Origin of the sequence: Stenotrophomonas sp. PS02301 (assembly GCF_029959485.1) — a bacterium.
GTDB lineage: Bacteria > Pseudomonadota > Gammaproteobacteria > Xanthomonadales > Xanthomonadaceae > Stenotrophomonas > Stenotrophomonas maltophilia_Z.
Genome location: NZ_JASCOO010000093.1, coordinates 1 through 15,969 on the forward strand (window position 1 = coordinate 1; position 15,969 = coordinate 15,969).

At 67.7% G+C, this 15,969-nt stretch carries 14 protein-coding genes, 2 tRNA genes and 1 pseudogene; 9 read left to right on the forward strand and 8 right to left on the reverse strand.

Features of this window, described 5'->3' with window-relative positions:
• Positions 1-137: 137 nt before the first annotated feature.
• The 4 genes from yccS to QMX81_RS17235 all read left to right on the forward strand — a co-directional run bounded on the left by yccS (position 138) and on the right by QMX81_RS17235 (position 5,234).
• On the forward strand, positions 138-2,315 hold the full coding sequence (yccS, locus tag QMX81_RS17220) for a YccS family putative transporter (RefSeq protein WP_282263312.1): 2,178 nt from the start codon (positions 138-140) through the stop codon (positions 2,313-2,315).
• A 139-nt stretch (positions 2,316-2,454) separates the two neighbouring features.
• Positions 2,455-4,344, forward strand: coding sequence for an MFS transporter (locus QMX81_RS17225; protein ID WP_282263313.1), 1,890 nt, complete (start codon positions 2,455-2,457; stop codon positions 4,342-4,344).
• Between the two features lie 111 nt (positions 4,345-4,455).
• A complete protein-coding gene (locus QMX81_RS17230; RefSeq protein WP_121040583.1) occupies positions 4,456-4,815 on the forward strand; it encodes a CD225/dispanin family protein in 360 nt (119 codons plus the stop codon).
• Positions 4,816-4,868: 53 nt separating this feature from the next.
• Complete coding sequence (locus tag QMX81_RS17235; protein WP_282263334.1) at positions 4,869-5,234, forward strand: DUF2752 domain-containing protein; 366 nt, start codon at positions 4,869-4,871, stop codon at positions 5,232-5,234.
• Between the two features lie 9 nt (positions 5,235-5,243).
• Here the strand turns inward: QMX81_RS17235 and ampE are convergent, their stop codons facing one another.
• From ampE to QMX81_RS17260, 5 genes and pseudogenes are all read right to left on the reverse strand, one after another.
• The gene (gene ampE, locus QMX81_RS17240) at positions 5,244-6,137 is read right to left on the reverse strand and encodes a regulatory signaling modulator protein AmpE (RefSeq protein ID WP_282263316.1); all 894 of its coding nucleotides are present in this window, start codon (positions 6,135-6,137) and stop codon (positions 5,244-5,246) included.
• 120 nt (positions 6,138-6,257) lie between these two features.
• Complete coding sequence (gene nudC / locus QMX81_RS17245) at positions 6,258-7,163, reverse strand: NAD(+) diphosphatase (protein WP_152150924.1); 906 nt, start codon at positions 7,161-7,163, stop codon at positions 6,258-6,260.
• Positions 7,164-7,232: 69 nt separating this feature from the next.
• Positions 7,233-7,622, reverse strand: coding sequence for an iron-sulfur cluster insertion protein ErpA (gene erpA, locus QMX81_RS17250; protein ID WP_019185327.1), 390 nt, complete (start codon positions 7,620-7,622; stop codon positions 7,233-7,235).
• 150 nt (positions 7,623-7,772) lie between these two features.
• Positions 7,773-8,138: pseudogene (locus QMX81_RS17255) on the reverse strand (polymer-forming cytoskeletal protein); the annotation flags it as partial.
• A gap of 4 nt (positions 8,139-8,142) precedes the next feature.
• The gene (locus QMX81_RS17260) at positions 8,143-8,892 is read right to left on the reverse strand and encodes a DUF6776 family protein (RefSeq protein WP_121040594.1); all 750 of its coding nucleotides are present in this window, start codon (positions 8,890-8,892) and stop codon (positions 8,143-8,145) included.
• Positions 8,893-9,073: 181 nt separating this feature from the next.
• On the opposite strand from QMX81_RS17260, the gene QMX81_RS17265 reads away from it, so the two are divergent.
• The 3 genes from QMX81_RS17265 to QMX81_RS17275 are packed head-to-tail and all read left to right on the forward strand — an operon-like array spanning position 9,074 to position 13,935.
• Positions 9,074-9,700, forward strand: coding sequence for a DUF4126 domain-containing protein (locus QMX81_RS17265; protein WP_282263324.1), 627 nt, complete (start codon positions 9,074-9,076; stop codon positions 9,698-9,700).
• 57 nt (positions 9,701-9,757) lie between these two features.
• On the forward strand, positions 9,758-11,617 hold the full coding sequence (locus tag QMX81_RS17270; RefSeq protein ID WP_121040598.1) for an EAL domain-containing response regulator: 1,860 nt from the start codon (positions 9,758-9,760) through the stop codon (positions 11,615-11,617).
• A gap of 2 nt (positions 11,618-11,619) precedes the next feature.
• A complete protein-coding gene (locus QMX81_RS17275; RefSeq protein WP_282263328.1) occupies positions 11,620-13,935 on the forward strand; it encodes an ATP-binding protein in 2,316 nt (771 codons plus the stop codon).
• Between the two features lies 1 nt (position 13,936).
• On the opposite strand, the gene bfr is transcribed toward QMX81_RS17275, so the two are convergent.
• The 3 genes from bfr to QMX81_RS17290 form a co-directional block, all read right to left on the reverse strand.
• Complete coding sequence (bfr, locus tag QMX81_RS17280; RefSeq protein WP_121040602.1) at positions 13,937-14,407, reverse strand: bacterioferritin; 471 nt, start codon at positions 14,405-14,407, stop codon at positions 13,937-13,939.
• Between the two features lie 107 nt (positions 14,408-14,514).
• Complete coding sequence (locus QMX81_RS17285; protein ID WP_121040604.1) at positions 14,515-14,721, reverse strand: (2Fe-2S)-binding protein; 207 nt, start codon at positions 14,719-14,721, stop codon at positions 14,515-14,517.
• Positions 14,722-14,837: 116 nt separating this feature from the next.
• Positions 14,838-15,470, reverse strand: coding sequence for an RNA pyrophosphohydrolase (locus tag QMX81_RS17290; RefSeq protein WP_282263332.1), 633 nt, complete (start codon positions 15,468-15,470; stop codon positions 14,838-14,840).
• A 121-nt stretch (positions 15,471-15,591) separates the two neighbouring features.
• On the opposite strand from QMX81_RS17290, the gene QMX81_RS17295 reads away from it, so the two are divergent.
• Positions 15,592-15,668: transfer RNA gene (locus QMX81_RS17295), tRNA-Met, on the forward strand.
• Positions 15,669-15,717: 49 nt separating this feature from the next.
• A tRNA-Gln gene (locus QMX81_RS17300) sits at positions 15,718-15,792 on the forward strand.
• Positions 15,793-15,969 lie beyond the last annotated feature (177 nt).

The window sequence follows — 15,969 nt, forward strand, 5'->3', positions numbered from 1 at the left end:
TTTTTTTTTTGTACGCGGGGGGGGGGGGGGTGGGGCGGGCGGCGGCCCCCCACTACCAGCGCCATTCCAACCCACGTAAAGGTGTCCCCTTCACCCCGCTCCGGCAATAATGGCGGCCTGCCTTCCGCCGAGTCGCCATGCCTTCGTTCGAAACCCGCGTCAGCCGCCTGTGGGCGCATGAAAAGGCCAGCTATGGCCTGCGGGTGTTCATCGCGTTGTCCGCGGCGATGGGGCTGTGCTGGTACCTGGACCAGCTGACCGCGCTGCCCGGCGTGTTCCTGGGCATCATCGCCAGCGCGATCGCCGAGACCGACGACAACTGGTGGGGCCGGATCAAATCGGTGGCGCTGTCGCTGCTGTGCTTCGTGGCCGCCGCCGCCGCGGTCGTGCTGCTGTTCCCGCATCCGTGGTGGTTCATCACCGCATTGGCGGTGGCGACCTTCGGGCTGACCCTGCTCGGCGCGCTCGGCGAGCGCTATGCCTCGATCGCGCAGGCCACGGTAACGCTGGCCATCTACACCATGATCGGGCTGGAGCAGCACGGCGCGGCCGATCTGTCCCAGGCGATCAATGCGGTCAGTCACCTGCTGGCCGGTGCGGTCTGGTACGCGTTGCTCTCGATCCTGTGGACCGCCCTGTTCGCCAATCGCCCCGTGCGCGAGCGGGTGGCGCGCCTGTACCTGGAGCTGGGCCGCTACCTGCAGCTCAAGGCCGATCTGTTCGAACCGGTCCGCGATGCCGACGTGCAGAAGCGCCAGCTGGCCCTGGCCGAGCAGAACCGGCGCGTGGTGGAGGCGCTGAACATCGCCAAGACCGCGATCCTGGCGCGCTTTGGCCGCTCCGGCCGGCCCGGCGTGCAGTCCGGCCTGTACCTGCGCCTGTATTACATGGCCCAAGACTTCCACGAACGCGCCAGCTCCTCGCACTACCCCTACGGCGCCCTGACTGAAGCGTTCTTCCACAGCGACGTGCTGTACCGCTGCCAGCGCCTGCTTGCGCTGCAGGGTGAGGCCTGCGCCAACCTCGGCCAGGCAATCCGCCTGCGCCAGCCGTTCCAGTACGGCGAGCGCACCAAGCAGGCCACCGCCGACCTGACCGATTCGCTCACTTGGCTGCGCGCCCAGCACAACCCGCAGTGGCAGCGTCTGCTGGCCTCGCTGGAACTGCTCGGCCACAACCTGCAGAGCATCGAACGTCGCCTGTCCGAGGCCGAGAAATCCGAGTCCACCCTGGACAACGTCGATACCCGCCTGCGCGATACCAACCCGCACACCCTGCGCGAGATGGGCGTGCGCATCCGCCAGCAGCTCACGCCCGGCTCGGTGCTGTTCCGGCATGGCCTGCGCATGGCGCTGGCGCTGATCGTCGGTTTCGCCGCGATCCGCCTGTTCAACGCCCAGAACGGCTCGTGGGTACTGCTCACCATCGTGTTCGTGTGCCGCCCACACTTCGGTGCGACCCGCCAGCGGTTGGCGCAACGGATCGCCGGCACGCTGATCGGTCTGGTGCTGACCTGGGCGTTGATGCAGCTGTTCCAGGACCTGCGCATCGAACTGCTGATCGCGCTGCTCTCGGCACTGCTGTTCTTCTTCACCCGCAGCGATCGCTACCTGGTGGCCTCGGCGGCGATCACGGTGATGGCACTGACCTGCTTCAACCTGATCGGCGATGGCTTCCTGCTGATCTGGCCGCGCCTGGTGGATACGCTGCTGGGCTGCGCGATCGCCGCGGCGGCCGCCTTCCTGATCCTGCCCGACTGGCAGGGCCGGCGACTGAACCTGGTGATGGCGCGTGTGCTCGACAACTGCGCCAAGTACCTGCACGCCGTGCTCGGCCAGTACGGCAGCGGCATGCAGGACGACCTGGCGTACCGTATCGCGCGCCGTGACATGCACAACGCCGATGCGGCGCTGTCCACTGCGTTGTCGAACATGCTGCGCGAGCCTGGTCACGTGCGCCGCAATCTGGATGCCGGCTTCCGCTTCCTGGCGCTGTCCAACACCCTGCTCGGCCATCTCTCCGCACTGGGCGCCCACCGCACCCAGCTGGACAGCTACGGCCAGGATCCGCTCGCGCTGTCTGGCGGCGAACGGGTGCAGCAGGCGATGCAGCAGATCGCGCGCGCGCTGGAGCAGCGCGAACCGGTGGCCGAAGACGCCAACGAGGGCGACCGGGCCCTGGCCGAGCAGCTGGAGCAGATCCCGGACGACATGCCGCCCAAGCTGCAGCTGATCCGCACCCAGATGGGGCTGATGCTGCGCCTGCTGCCCAAGCTGCGCAGTGCCGCCAACGAGGCCGCGCGCACGCTGGGGTAGGTATCGACCGTTGGCCGCTACGGATGTTGAACGTCTCACGACCCACGGTCGTGAGCGACCGCCCCGGGGCGACGCGCGCCGCTGCCATGCTGCGCCAACAGGGAGAATGCTAGGCTGCGCCGGTTCGCAAGGAGTCTCCATGTCCGGCCATAGTCAGTTCGCTCTGCTCAGGCAACGCCGTTTCCTGCCGTTTTTCATCGTCCAGTCGCTGGGCGCGTTCAACGACAACGTCTACCGCCAGGCAATCATCGCGCTGCTGTTCTTCCTCGGCACGCCGATCGAAGAGCGCTCGCTGTATACCAACCTGGCGCCGGCGATCTTCATCCTGCCGTACTTCCTGTTCTCGGCGCTGGCCGGGCAGATCGCGGAGAAGCTGGAGAAATCGCGGCTGATCGTGATCACCACGACCATGGAAATCGCGATCATGTCGCTGGCCGCACTCGGTTTCCTGACCGAGAGCATGCCGGTGTTGCTGGTCGCGCTGTTCTGCACCGGCATGCAGTCCACCCTGTTCGGGCCGGTGAAGTACTCGGTGCTGCCCTCGATCCTCAAGCCCGAGGAGCTGACCGGCGGCAATGGCCTGGTCGAGATGGGCACCTCGCTGTCGATCCTCACCGGGATGATCGCCGGGGGCCTGATCTTCGCGGTGTCCGGCAGCCATGGCCCGATCGTCGCCGCGACCGCCGTGATCGTACTGGCCGTGGCGGGCAACCTCACCGCGCGGATGATCCCGAAGGTCGATGCCGGCGCGCCGGATCTGAAGATCAACTGGAATCCGCTGCCCGAGTCGCTGGCGGTGCTGCGCATGGCCAAGAAGCAGAAGGCCGTGCGCAACGCGATTCTCGGCGTGTCCTGGTTCTGGTTCGTGGGCACGATGCTGACCTCACAGCTGCCGACCTATGCCGAGGTCAACCTCGGTGGCGGCTCCCTGCTCTACATCTTCGCGCTGGCGCTGTTTTCGCTGGGTACCGGCACCGGTTCGCTGCTGTGCGAAAAGCTGTCCGGGCGCACCGTGGAGATCGGCCTGGTGCCGCTGGGCGCGTTCGGCATGACCGCCTTCATGCTCGACCTGTACTTCGCCCGCGTCGGCGAAGCCGCCGCGGCCGGGCTGTCGATCTGGCAGTTCGTGCAGGCCCCGGGCAGCGCGCGCATCATCATCGATCTGATCGGCATCGGCCTGTTCACCGGCTTCTTCGTGGTGCCGTTGTTCGCCCTGATCCAGAGCCGCACGGCCAAATCGGAAATGTCGCGCGTGTTCGCCGCGCTCAACATCCAGAACTCGGGCTTCATCGTCCTGGCCGCCGGCCTGGGCCTGCTCACCCAGCGCGTGCTGGACTGGACCATCCCGCAGCTGTTCCTGGCCTTGGCGATCGCCAATGCCGTGGTGTCGATCTACATCTTCACGATCGTGCCCGAGTTCCTGATGCGCTTCCTCAGCTGGGTGATGGTGCGCGCGCTGTACCGGCTGCGTCCGCACGGCATCGAAGCCAACGTGCCGGACGAGGGAGCGGCACTGATCGTATGCAACCACGTCAGCTACATGGACGCGCTGATCCTGTCGGCGACCCTTCCGCGCCCCGTGCGCTTCGTCATGTACTACAAGATCTTCAACATCCCGGTGATGCGCTGGATCTTCCGCACCGCCAAGGCGATCCCGATTGCCGGCGCACGTGAGGATCCGGCGTTGATGCAGGCCGCGTTCGATGAGGTGGACAAGGCGCTGGCCGAGGGCGAGCTGGTCTGCATTTTCCCCGAGGGCGCGTTGACCCGCGATGGGCAGATGGGCGCGTTCAAATCGGGCGTGGAGAAGATTCTCGAACGTCGCCCGGTACCGGTGGTGCCGATGGCGCTGCGCGGAATGTGGTCGAGCATGTGGAGCCGCCGCGACACGCGCCTGGGCCGCATGCGTGTGCCACGCCGTTTCCGCGCGCATGTCGAGGTCGTCGCATCTGCGCCGATCGCCGGCGAGGTCGCCACCGCGCCGATGCTGGAAACCCAGGTCAGGCAGCTTCGCGGCGATCAGGCATGAGCCCCGCCCTGCCTGCATGTAACCGTATACATAGAGGCAGGCACATCGGTTAGATTACCGCCCGGGACACCTCGTACGCACCCACCCACCCAAGCAAATGGAGTTTCGCTGATGAATGCCACCGCCCCCCTGCCGCCCGCCCCGGGCAGCATCCCGAACCACCTGATCTGGTCGATCGTCGTCACCATCCTGGCGTTCTTCGTGTGCTGCCTGTCGTGCCTGAGCTTCCCGGGCATCGTCACCGGTGTGGTCGCAATCGTGTTCGCCAGCAAGGTCAACGGCCTGCTCAACCAGGGCGACCTGGAAGGCGCACGTCGTGCCTCCAAGAACGCCAAGATCTGGGCCTGGGTCACCACCGGCTTCCTGATCGCCGGCGTGGTGCTGTTCGTGATCTCGCTGGCCTTCATGGGCGTGGACGGTTACATGGAACAGATGCAGCAGTTCCAGCAGCAGATCGAAAGCGCCAGCTGATGATCGCGCTGCACGGCAGGCGCTGGTTGCTGGCGGCGTTGCCGCCGGCCGCGATGGCGGCTGGTGCGGGGGTCTGGATGCTGCGGCACTACGACCCCAACAGCGCCAGCAGTCCGTTCCCGCCGTGCAGCTTTCTGGCGGTCACCGGGTATTACTGCATCGGCTGCGGGCTGACGCGTGCATTGCACGCGCTGGCCCACGGCGATGTGGTCACTGCGTTCTCGATGAATCCGCTGGCCATGCTGATGCTGGCCATCGCCCCGCTGGTACTTGGTTGGGCACTGGGCTGGCGGCCACGCGCGCTGCAGCCGTTGATCACGCTGCTGATGAAGCCCGCCTTCTGGCTGATCCTGCTGCCCGCGTACTGGATCGCACGCAACCTGCCGTGGGTGCCGTTTACCTGGTTGGAGCCGGGCTGAGCCGGACCGCTAGGTGACCCAACCGGCGATCACCAGCAGCGCCAGCACCGCCATCCACAGCAGCAGCATGCGCCACACCAGGCTCATCGCATCGCGCAGCTCCGGCAGACGGCGCCACACCGGCACCATCCCCGCATCACTGTAATCGTGGGCATCCTCGCGCAGCTCGGCGCTCACGCTTGCCCGCGCGACCGCACCGAGGAAGTGTGTCGAGGCCGACCACTGATTGCCGTGCGCCTCGCGCCAGGCCTTGAACGCGGTATCGAAATTGCCGACCAGCGCCATCGACAGCGACATCAGCTGCGCGACCGGCCACTCCAGCCAGGCCAGCACGCCGCGCGCACCGGCGACCGCTTCCACGCTGGCCAGCGAGCGCATCGGGCCAACCGCCAGCAAGGCCAGCAGGCGATACAGCAGCGCGCCGACCGGGCCCAGCAGCAGGAACCAGAACAGCACCGCGAACCAGCGCCTCAGCGCGTTGAGCACGGTGGCTTCGACCAGCGAGGGGACGTCTTCCTGCAGGCTGCCACCGGCGGACTGCAACTGCGCGATCGCCAGGTGGCGTGCGTGGGGGTCATCGGCGTCGATCACCGCCTCGACATCGCGGTCCAGGTCGCGCGGGCCCCAGCACATCACCAGCACCAGCACGCCCAACAACAGCGACGGCAGGCCGTAGACGCGGTCATCGAACAGCCACTGCAGCAGGCCCAGCGCTGCCACGAACGGCAGCACCGCCAGCCAGCCGCCCTTGCGGCCGCGCCAGACCCCGTCGTCGGCGGCGTGCCGGCCCAACCACTGCAGCCAGCGCCGGTACAGGCCGAAACGCCGCAGCGCGACGGCCGCGCCCGGCGCGACATGGCCCAGGGCCAAGGCAACCAGCACGGCGACCAGGGTGGTGAACATGTAAGCCTCCGGCTCGGGACGTGGGACGCGCCGCTACTATGCCTTGCGGCCCGGCAATTCCCCGGGCCGTTGGTAATGTACCGCGCCGCGTGTTCAGCCTGCGGCAACGGCAGGCGACGGTCAGGCGATCTGCTGGCGGTACCAGTGCTCGATCAGGCTGCGCGAGATCGAGATCGGCGGGGACAGGCGGATGCCTTCGCCGTCATCCTCGACATCCCGGGCCAGGGCGGCGCCCACTTCCTCGGCGGTGAACCAGCGCGCATCTTCCAGCTCGCCGTTCACGGTCGGTACGTCGTCTTCGGCCGTGGCGGCGAAGCCCAGCATCAGCGCGCCCGGGAACGGCCATGGCTGGGTGCCCAGGTAGCGGCACTCGCGCACGCGCACCCGGCTCTCCTCGAAGACCTCACGGACCACAGTCTGCTCCAGGGATTCACCCGGCTCGACGAAGCCGGCCAACACCGAATAACGGCGCGGGGCCCAGTTCGCCTGGCGGCCGAGCAGCAGCCGGCCCTGGTTCTCCACGGCCACGATCACCGCCGGATCGACCCGGGGGTAGTGTTCGGTGGCGCACTGGCCACACCGGCCGACGAAGCCGCCGCGGCTGAAGGTCACCGCGCCGCCGCACACCCCGCAGAAGCGGGTGCGCGACTGCCAGTAGGACATGCCCCGGGCGTAACAGAAGGCGGTGGAATCGGCGATGGACCAGGTCGCGGCGGACTGGCGCAGGTCGACCCGCTGCGGCGCCGTCACCGACAGCCCGGCGGCCTCCATCGAGAACCACGCCTGCTCGCCGCGCAGGCCGAGGAAGATCGCGGTGCCCGGGCCACCGCCCAGATCCGCGCCGGTCAGCGGCAGCGGCTGACCATCGTGGCCGGCCAGCGCGGTGCCGTCCTGGTCGAGCACCAATACACGCGCGTCCGGCCACAGGCGCAACAACGCATCGGCGTCATCGCGCAGGGTATCGGCGCGCTCCAGCGGCTCGCTGACGAAAGCGAAACCGGAAAGCTGCGAAGAGAATTTGGACATCGCAAGAGCCTGCCCACATTCGGCGGGACTGGCAAGCGGCAACCGACCATCAGGCCGGTTGCGCGCACATCACATGCTGAAACTGCTGCCGCAGCCGCAGGTGGTCTTGGCGTTCGGATTGCGGATCACGAACTGCGCGCCGGTCAGGCTTTCGGTGTAATCCACCTCGGCGCCCATCAGGTACTGCAGGCTCAACGGATCGACCAGCAGCGTGACGCCGGCGGTATCCACCGCCAGATCGTCCTCGGCGCGGTTCTCATCGAACTCGAACCCGTACTGGAAGCCGGAACAACCGCCGCCTTCGATGTAGACGCGCAGGGCGAGGGCAGCGTTGCCCTCATCCTGGATCAGCTCCTTGACCTTGGCCGCAGCGGCCTCGGTGAAGTTCAGCGGACGGTCCAGGGACTGGTAGTTCGGCGCGGCGGCGGGAGCGCCGGGCAGGGAAACAAGCGTGCTCATGCCCCCAGCATGGGGGTGCATGAGCACGGTTTCAAGTTGTCGCGCGGGCGCGATTCAGGCCATCGCCTCGGCCAGCTTCTTGCGGGCCGCAGTGTCCTGGCCCTTGCCCTGGTCCGCATCCCCGGACGGCGGCGGCAGGGCCATCTGCGCCGAGGTATGGATCAGGCGGCCGGTCAGCTGGGCGCCGGCGTGCATTTCCACCACCTGGTAATGGATGTTGCCGGTCACGCGGGCGCTCGGGGTCAGTTCGACCCGCTCGGTGGCGTGCACATCGCCATCCAGGCGGCCGCTGATGACCACCACCTGGGCGCGGATCTCGCCCTCGATGGCACCGTGCTCGGCCACCGTCAGGGTGGCATTGCTGGCGCCGTCCTGGGCGATCACCTTGCCCTGGATGGTGCCTTCCACATACAGGCCACCGCTGAATTCCACGTCCCCGCGGATCACCACCTGCGCGCCGATCAGCGCGTCCACGACCAGATGTCCGTCGCGGTTGGATTTGTTGCTGCCAAACATGGGCTTACTCCCCTTCTTTTGCCGATGCCGCCGGTGCTCCGGCCTGCTTCCAATCGAATACCTGGGTGGCGCCCCCCGCGCCCGATCCCAGCGTGACCCGCACACGTTGCGGGGTGAAGCCTGGTGGCAGCATCACGCTGCCGGTGAGCTGCTGGAAATACCGGAAGGAATAGTCCTGGCCCGGTACCTTGGTGCGCTGGTGCAGCTCGTCCCAGCTGACCGAGGTCAGCTTGCCGTCCTTGACGCCTTCCACCGTGAAGCGCATCTGCCCCTGGCTGATTGCCCCGCGGTTCAGGTTCTGGGTCAGCACCACGGCGTACTGCCAGGTGCCGCCGGTCTCCGGCGAGAACTCCACCGAATGGGTGTTCAGCCCCTTGCGCTGGCTGGTCGCTCCGACCAGGCGCTCATAGAAGGCCACGTCGGCGCGCAGGCCGGCGATTTCTTCATCGCGCTCGCCCAGCGAGGTCTGGACTTCGTTGTTGGCGGCGCGGCTGATGCGGTCGGAGGCCTGCAGGGTCGCCTGGCGCTGCTGCAGTTCGATGAGCTGCTGCTGGAGGCGCTCGTTGCGGGTCTCGGCCGCCTTGAGCTGGGTGCCGACGTCACCGCCGGGCGAGCCCAGCCAGGCGCCAAGCAGCACGGCAAGGATCAGCGACAGCAGCCAGGCCCCGCCCAGCACCAGCAGGCGCTTGCGGTCCTGCACGGGCGGCGCGCCCGGCCGGCGGATCTGGATGCGGGAAGGTGTGGGTTTATTCATGGCAGTCCTGGGCGACCGCGCCTGCCGGCGCTGTCGCAACGGCCCCTGTCTGGAACGACGGGCTAGTGTAAGTCAGGGGAAAGACCTTGTCCGCGCAGGGCCGGGATCGAGGCAGTGGCGTTCATGGACGTCATCCCCGATAGTGTGCGCCTGTGCACATTCTGCAGCCGGAGCGCGTGCCATGACCGAAGCCCACCTGTTCGTGATCGGCATCCTGCTGGCCTGGCTGGCCGGCATCCGCGTGTACCTGACCGTGTTCGGCGTCGGCCTGGCCGGCCTGCTCGGCTGGGTCGACCTGCCGCCCGCGCTGCAGGCCACGGAGTCCTGGTGGGTGCTGGGCACCTCGGCCGTGCTGGCCATCGCCGAATTCTTCGCCGACAAGATCCCCGGGGTCGACTCGGTCTGGGATCTGGTCCAGACCCTGGCCCGGGTCCCGGCCGGTGCGTTCCTGGCCGCCGCCACGCTCTCGCCCAGCGGCGAGCTCAGCGGCACCGCGCTGGTGGCCGGCGCCGGCGTCGCGCTGGCCAGCCACGGGCTCAAATCCGGTACCCGCGCCCTGCTCAACACCTCGCCCGAACCGGCCAGCAACTGGATCGCCTCCGCCGCCGAAGACACCGTGGTGGTCGGCGCGCTCGCGCTCGCGCTGGCGCACCCATGGCTGGCGCTGATCCTGGTGGTGGCGTGCAGCCTGATCGGCGCGTTGATCGTCTGGATGATCTGGCGGACGCTGTGGAAGGGCATGCGCTGGTTGATGCGGCAGGCCGACAGTGGTCAGACGCAGGTCAAACCGGGAACCCTGCCACGGTGAGGCGTGCCCTGCCTTCGGGTGTTCATCGCATAATTGCGGCGCAGACTGGGAGTACTGATGGCCGTTCACGACAACGTTGTTGCATCCGCCCGCGCCGTGCGCGCTGAAACGCCGCCGGCCGACCACTGGCAGCGCTGGCAACGCCAGGGCTCACCCGCACCCGTGATGCACAGCAATGTCGTCGCACTGACGCCGGCGCCGGCCAGCCCGCCGCCCCTGCTCCCCCCGATGCACGCCGAGACCGGCAGCCTGCCGCCGGCCGCCATCGACGCTGCGTACCGCGTGCTGATCGTCGAAGACGACCGCTCGCAGGCCCTCTTCGCGCAAAGCGTGCTGCACGGCGCCGGCATGCAGGCGCTGGTGCACAGCGATGCCGAGGGGGTGCAGCAGGCCATCGCCGAGCATCGCCCCGATCTGATCCTGATGGACCTGCACCTGCCCGGGCTGGATGGGATGCGGCTGACCGCACTGATCCGCCAGCAACCCGGCCAGCAGCTGCTGCCCATCGTGTTCCTCAGTGGCGACCCGGATCCGGAGCGCCAGTTCGAGGTGCTCGACAGCGGCGCCGATGATTTCCTCAGCAAGCCGATCCGCCCGCGCCACCTGATCGCCGCCGTCTCCAACCGGATCCGCCGCGCACGTGCGCAGGCCGCCTCGCAGGCGGGCAACGGCAGCGCACCGGCGATGAACAACCCCGAGACCGGCCTGCCGACCCGCCATCATGTGATGCAACAGCTCGGCGCCTCGCTGGCGCACCGCGATCAGGGCGGTCTGTTCTTCATCGAGATCGCCAGCGCGCTGGGCCTGCGCGAGCGCTACGGCTATGCCGCGTTCGAACGGCTGATGACCCAGGCCGGCCAGCGGCTGGCCGATGCCGCCCAGCCCCACCTGCTGGCACGTTTGAACGACAACAGCTTCCTGGTGCTGGCCCGCGGGGCCGACGAGGCCACGCTGGATGCGATGGCGCATGCCCTGCGCGAGCAGTTGTCCACGCGCGCGTTCGTGATCCGCGATGACGAATCCGTGCACCTGCGCGGCGTGGTCGGTCATGCCCAGCTCTCGCCGGGCTTCTCCGATGCGGGCAGCGCACTGGAAGCGGTCGAACGCACCACCCTGCAGGCACGCCTGCTGACCGCCGGCGTGGCCGCCTACGTGCGCCGCGAAGATGTGGCCGCGCAGGAACACCTGGCGTTGCTTGAAGGGCAGCTGGAACTGGCCTACCAGCCGATCGTCGCCGTGGCCGGTGGCAACACCGCGCAGTACCAGGTGCTGCTGCGGCTGCGCCAGGCCGATGGCAGCGTGCTGGCCGCCGGGCAGGTGATCCCGGCCGCCGAAGCGGCCGGGCGCATCGCCGATCTGGACCAGCAGGTGCTCGACCATGCGCTGGGGCTGCTGGATCTGTATCGCCACGCCGCGCAGCCGTTGCACCTGTTCGTCTCGCAGTCGCTGCGCACACTGGCCCGTGATGCCTTCGGTGACTGGCTGCTGGAATCGCTGGCGAGCCGGCAGATCGACGGCAGCGCGCTGGTCATCGACGTGCGTCTGCCCGATGCCCTGATCCACACCGTCACCCTGCAGCAGTTCTGCACGCGCATGCATGCGGCCGGCGTGCGCTTCTGCCTGAGCCAGTTCGAGCCGGGCGATGAGGCCAATGCATTGATGGCGCAGCTGCCGCTGGCCTATGTGCGCATGGCCGCGCGCTTCTCCAACAGCCACACCAACCAGCACACGCGCGACGAACTGCGCGCGGCGATCGACCTGGCGCACCGCGCCGGGCTGCGCATCATCGGCCAGCAGATCGAAGACCCGCAGGCCGCGGCCGCGATGTGGATCGGCGGGGTCGATTTCATCCAGGGCAACATGGTCCAGTCCGCCGGCAGCGAACTGAACTTCGACTTCCAGAACTCGGTGCTCTGAGCATGGGACGCCACGGACGGCCAGCCCCCTCCTCCACCCCGGCCTCGCTGTGGATCAGCGCTGCGGCGGCCGCCCTGTGTGCCACTGCCGCGGTGATGGCGCGCATCGGTGCCAATGGGCCATGGATCGACATTGCCGCCGGCACCGGCGTGCTGGCACTGATCGCCGGCATCCAGGCGGTACGCCGCTGGCGTGACGCGCAGGACCAGCTGGAGAGGCTGCAGCGGGGCAATGAGGCGCTGGTGCTCGAGCGCGATCAGCTGCAGCAGCGCCGTCAGCAGCAGAACCAGCTGGAACAGGAACTGCTCAGCGCCAAGCAGGCCGCCGAAGCCGCGGCGCTGGCCAAGGGTGAGTTCCTGGCCACCATGAGCCACGAGATCCGCACGCCGCTCAACGGCATCCTGCCGATGCTCGATCTGATCGCGCGCGGCCAGCTCGGCAGCGACCAGCGCCAGATGCTGCAGACCGCCGCGACCAGCTCGCAGCAGCTGCTGCGCATCGTCGATGACATCCTCGATTACTCCCGGCTCGAGGCCAAGGGCCTGAACCTGGAGATCACCACGTTCAACCTGCGCGAGCTGCTCGAAGGGCTGGTGCAGTTGATGCAGCGCGCCGCCGATCCGAAAGGCCTGCAGCTCTTGCTCGAACTCGACCCGGCGGTACGCCTGTCCGTCCGTGGCGACCCGGTGCGCCTGCGCCAGGTGCTGAGCAACCTGCTGGTCAACGCGATCAAGTTCACCGAGCGTGGCCAGATCCGGCTGCGCGTGCAGCGCCAGGGCGAGACCAACGCGCAGCACCAACTGCGGTTCGAGATCGCCGACAGCGGGATCGGCATCGACGACGCCCTGCAGGCGCGCCTGTTCCAATCCTTCAGCCAGGCCGATGCCTCGACCACGCGCCTGTATGGCGGCACCGGGCTGGGCCTGGCCATCTGCAAGCGCATCATCGACCTGATGCATGGCCGCATCGGCGTGCAGTCCACCGTGGGGCGCGGCGCTACGTTCTGGTTCGAGATTCCGCTGCTCAAGGTGATCGGTGATCTGCCTGCCGTCGGCAACACGCGGCGCGCCCTGCTGATCACCCGCGATGCGGTGCTCGCCCAGCGCATCGGGCGGGTGACCCAGCTCCATGATCTGCGCCTGCACACCGTGGAGACCAGCGCCGAAGCGATCGACGCCCTTCGCGCCCCACAGCGCCCCGGTATCGACCCGGCCCTGGCCTGGGTGATCGCCGACACCGACGGCCTGCGCCATGGCACCCAGGCATTGCAGAAGGCGGTGGCCGGGAACGAACAGCATCCCGCTGCGCAGCTGCTGTGGCTGTATGGCGATGAGGCGCCCGCGCCCGAGGCGCTTGGCCCGGGACCCGCCCTGTCGCGGCAGGGCGCTGACAGTGAACTGCACGCGCTGCTGCGCCCGGTGGTGCCCAGCGCGCGCCCGGCCGCGCTGCTGGCCGAGGTGGAGTACGCAGGCTCGCCCACGGCACTGCCGCAGTTCCCGCTGCGCGTGCTCCTGGTGGAAGACAACAGCGTCAACCTGCTGGTCGCGCAGCGGCTGCTGCAGGTGCTGGGCTGCGAGGTGGAGACCGCCACCGAAGGCGAGCAGGCACTGGAGGCACTGCACGCCCGGCCGTTCGATGTGGTGCTGATGGATTGCCAGATGCCGGTGCTGGATGGCTACGACGCCACCCGCCGCTGGCGCGCGCACGAGGCCACACGGGGCGCGGCACGGCTGCCGATCGTGGCGATGACCGCCAATGCGATGGCCGGCGACCGCGAGCGCTGCCTGCAGGCCGGCATGGACGATTACCTGTCCAAACCGATCCACCGCGAAACACTCCAGGCCGTGCTGGCTCGCTGGGGAAGCGTGATGGCCGACGACCCGGCCGTGCAGCCACCGTCCCTGCCCGAGCAGCAGCCTTCACCGCCCGCGGCGCTGCCAGCACGCGACGAGGCGCCGGCCCCGGTGCTTGATCAGGACGTGCTGGATGAACTGCTGGAGGTTATTGGTCCCGATACCGCGCGCATCATCGGCGTGTTCCTGGATGACACGCCACCGTTGATCCGCCAGCTGCAGGACGCCTCGGTCGCAGCGGACCTGGACCAGCTGCGCGCGTTGGCGCACAGCCTCAAGTCGGCCAGCGCCAATGTGGGTGCGATGGCGCTGTCGGCAGCGGCCTGGCGGATCGAGCACGATGCCCGCGCCGGCACGCTGGAGCGCCCCGCCGTGGCGGTGGCGCTGTTGATCGCCGAGTTCGCGCGTGCACGGATCGCGCTGGCCGGCCATCACGCCCGCCTGCGCGCCCCGCTGCAGAGCTGACTCAGTCTTCGATCTTGGTCAGCAGGTAGTTCGGTTCGCCGATGCGCTCGATCAGATCCAGCTGGGTTTCCAGCCAGTCGATGTGCTCTTCCTCGGACGCGAGGATTTTCACGAACAGCTGGCGGCTGACGTAATCGCCGATCGAATCGGCATACGCCACAGCCTCGCGCAGCGTGACCACGCCGTCGCGTTCCAGGCTGAGGTCGCACTGCAGGATCTCAGCCGGGTTCTCGCCGATGCGCAGCTTGCCCAGCGCCTGGAAGTTCGGCAGGCCTTCGAGGAAGAGGATGCGGTCGGACAGGATGTCCGCATGCTTCATCTCTTCGATCGATTCCTTGTATTCGTGATCGGCGAGTTCCTTCAGGCCCCAGTTCTTCAGCATCTTGGCGTGCAGGAAGTACTGGTTGATCGCGGTCAGCTCGTTGTAGAGGACCTTGTTGAGGAATTCGATGACTTTGGCGTCGCCCTTCATGAGCGTGCTCCTGCTGCGTGGAATCGCGGGCACTGTAGCGCGTCGCGCGCAGGCATGAAGGAACGCGAATCGTGCTCAGTTGCGGCCCGCAACCGGGCGGGCCGAGCTCAGGCGGCTTGCAGGCCGAGAACCGGCAGTGGCAGGTCGTGGGTGGCGCTGAACTTGACCAGCAGGTCGGCCGCCATGTCCAGGCAGGAACCGCAGGTGGCGCCGCAGCCGGTGCGCATCGTCAACTCGGACACGCTCACGACACCGCTCTGGGCGGCTTCGCGGATCTGATGGTCGGTAACCCCGTTGCAGATGCAGACGTACACGTGCGGACTCGGCAGGCAGGCCCGGATCGGCCTGCTGCTATTCCAATCGAAATGCGAATGGTTGTCAATTTCGAACCTGAATCATTCTCGATACGGTTCAGAGCCGCCAGCAGCGCTCAGACGGCGCCCGGCTCGCCCTTGGCTTTGCTGCGCGGCCAGTAGCCGCCCCCCCGCTTGGGCGTGGTGCGCTTGCGCGGCCGCTCGTGACCGGCGGCGTTGCCCGGCATCCAGGCTTCCTGGGCGGACTTGGGCATCGTTTCCACCCCCGTCCCGGCCACCCCCCGTGCCAGCGGCGCCAGATGGCGCAGGGCACGTGCATAGACGCCCCGCTTGAACATCACCACATGCTCCACCGGGTACCAGAAATCGACCCAACGCCACTGGTCGAACTCGGGGCTGTCGGTATGGTCCAGGGTGACGTGGGATTCGTCCCCGGCCAGCCGGAGCAGGAACCACACCTGCTTCTGGCCGATACAGACCTGCCGTTCATTGCGGCGGATGGCCCGTGCCGGCAGCCGATAGCGAAGCCAACCCGGCGTCGCCCCGAGCACTTCAACGTGCTCCGGCAACAACCCGGTTTCTTCCTGCAACTCGCGATACATGGCTTCGACAGGCGTCTCGTCGGTGTTCATGCCGCCCTGCGGGAACTGCCAGCCATCCCGGCGCACACGTCGTGCCCAGAAAACCTGCCCATCCTGCCGCATCAGCACAATACCGACGTTCGGTCGATAGCCGTCCGGATCGATCACGATGCGGACTCCTAGAAAAATCTACTGATCGGGACTGTGCCACGCCCGCTGCCCACTCACAAGCGCGGTGAAAAAGTGTTGACAGATTCCGAATATATCTCCAGAATTGCCGGCTCCCTGAGGCTATGTAGCTCAGCCGGTTAGAGCACAGCACTCATAATGCTGGGGTCGGTGGTTCGAGTCCACCCATAGCCACCAAGTTCGCTTGGTTTTTCAGGGAGAAAGTGCAATAATTGCACGCACATTTTGCCCCGTCGCCAAGCGGTAAGGCACCTGACTCTGACTCAGGCATTCGGTGGTTCGAATCCATCCGGGGCAGCCAAACAAACAGAAAAGGCCGATCGAAAGATCGGCCTTTTCTGTTTGTTTGGGCGTTTGTCCGGGCGCGAAGCGCCCGGACCCCACACCTTGCGCAGCACGGTGTGGGCGCCAGCCCTCCCCTGCCACATCCCCGCCCCTGCCGGCCCGCCCCCCCGGACGCCAACGGGGCGGTTTTACC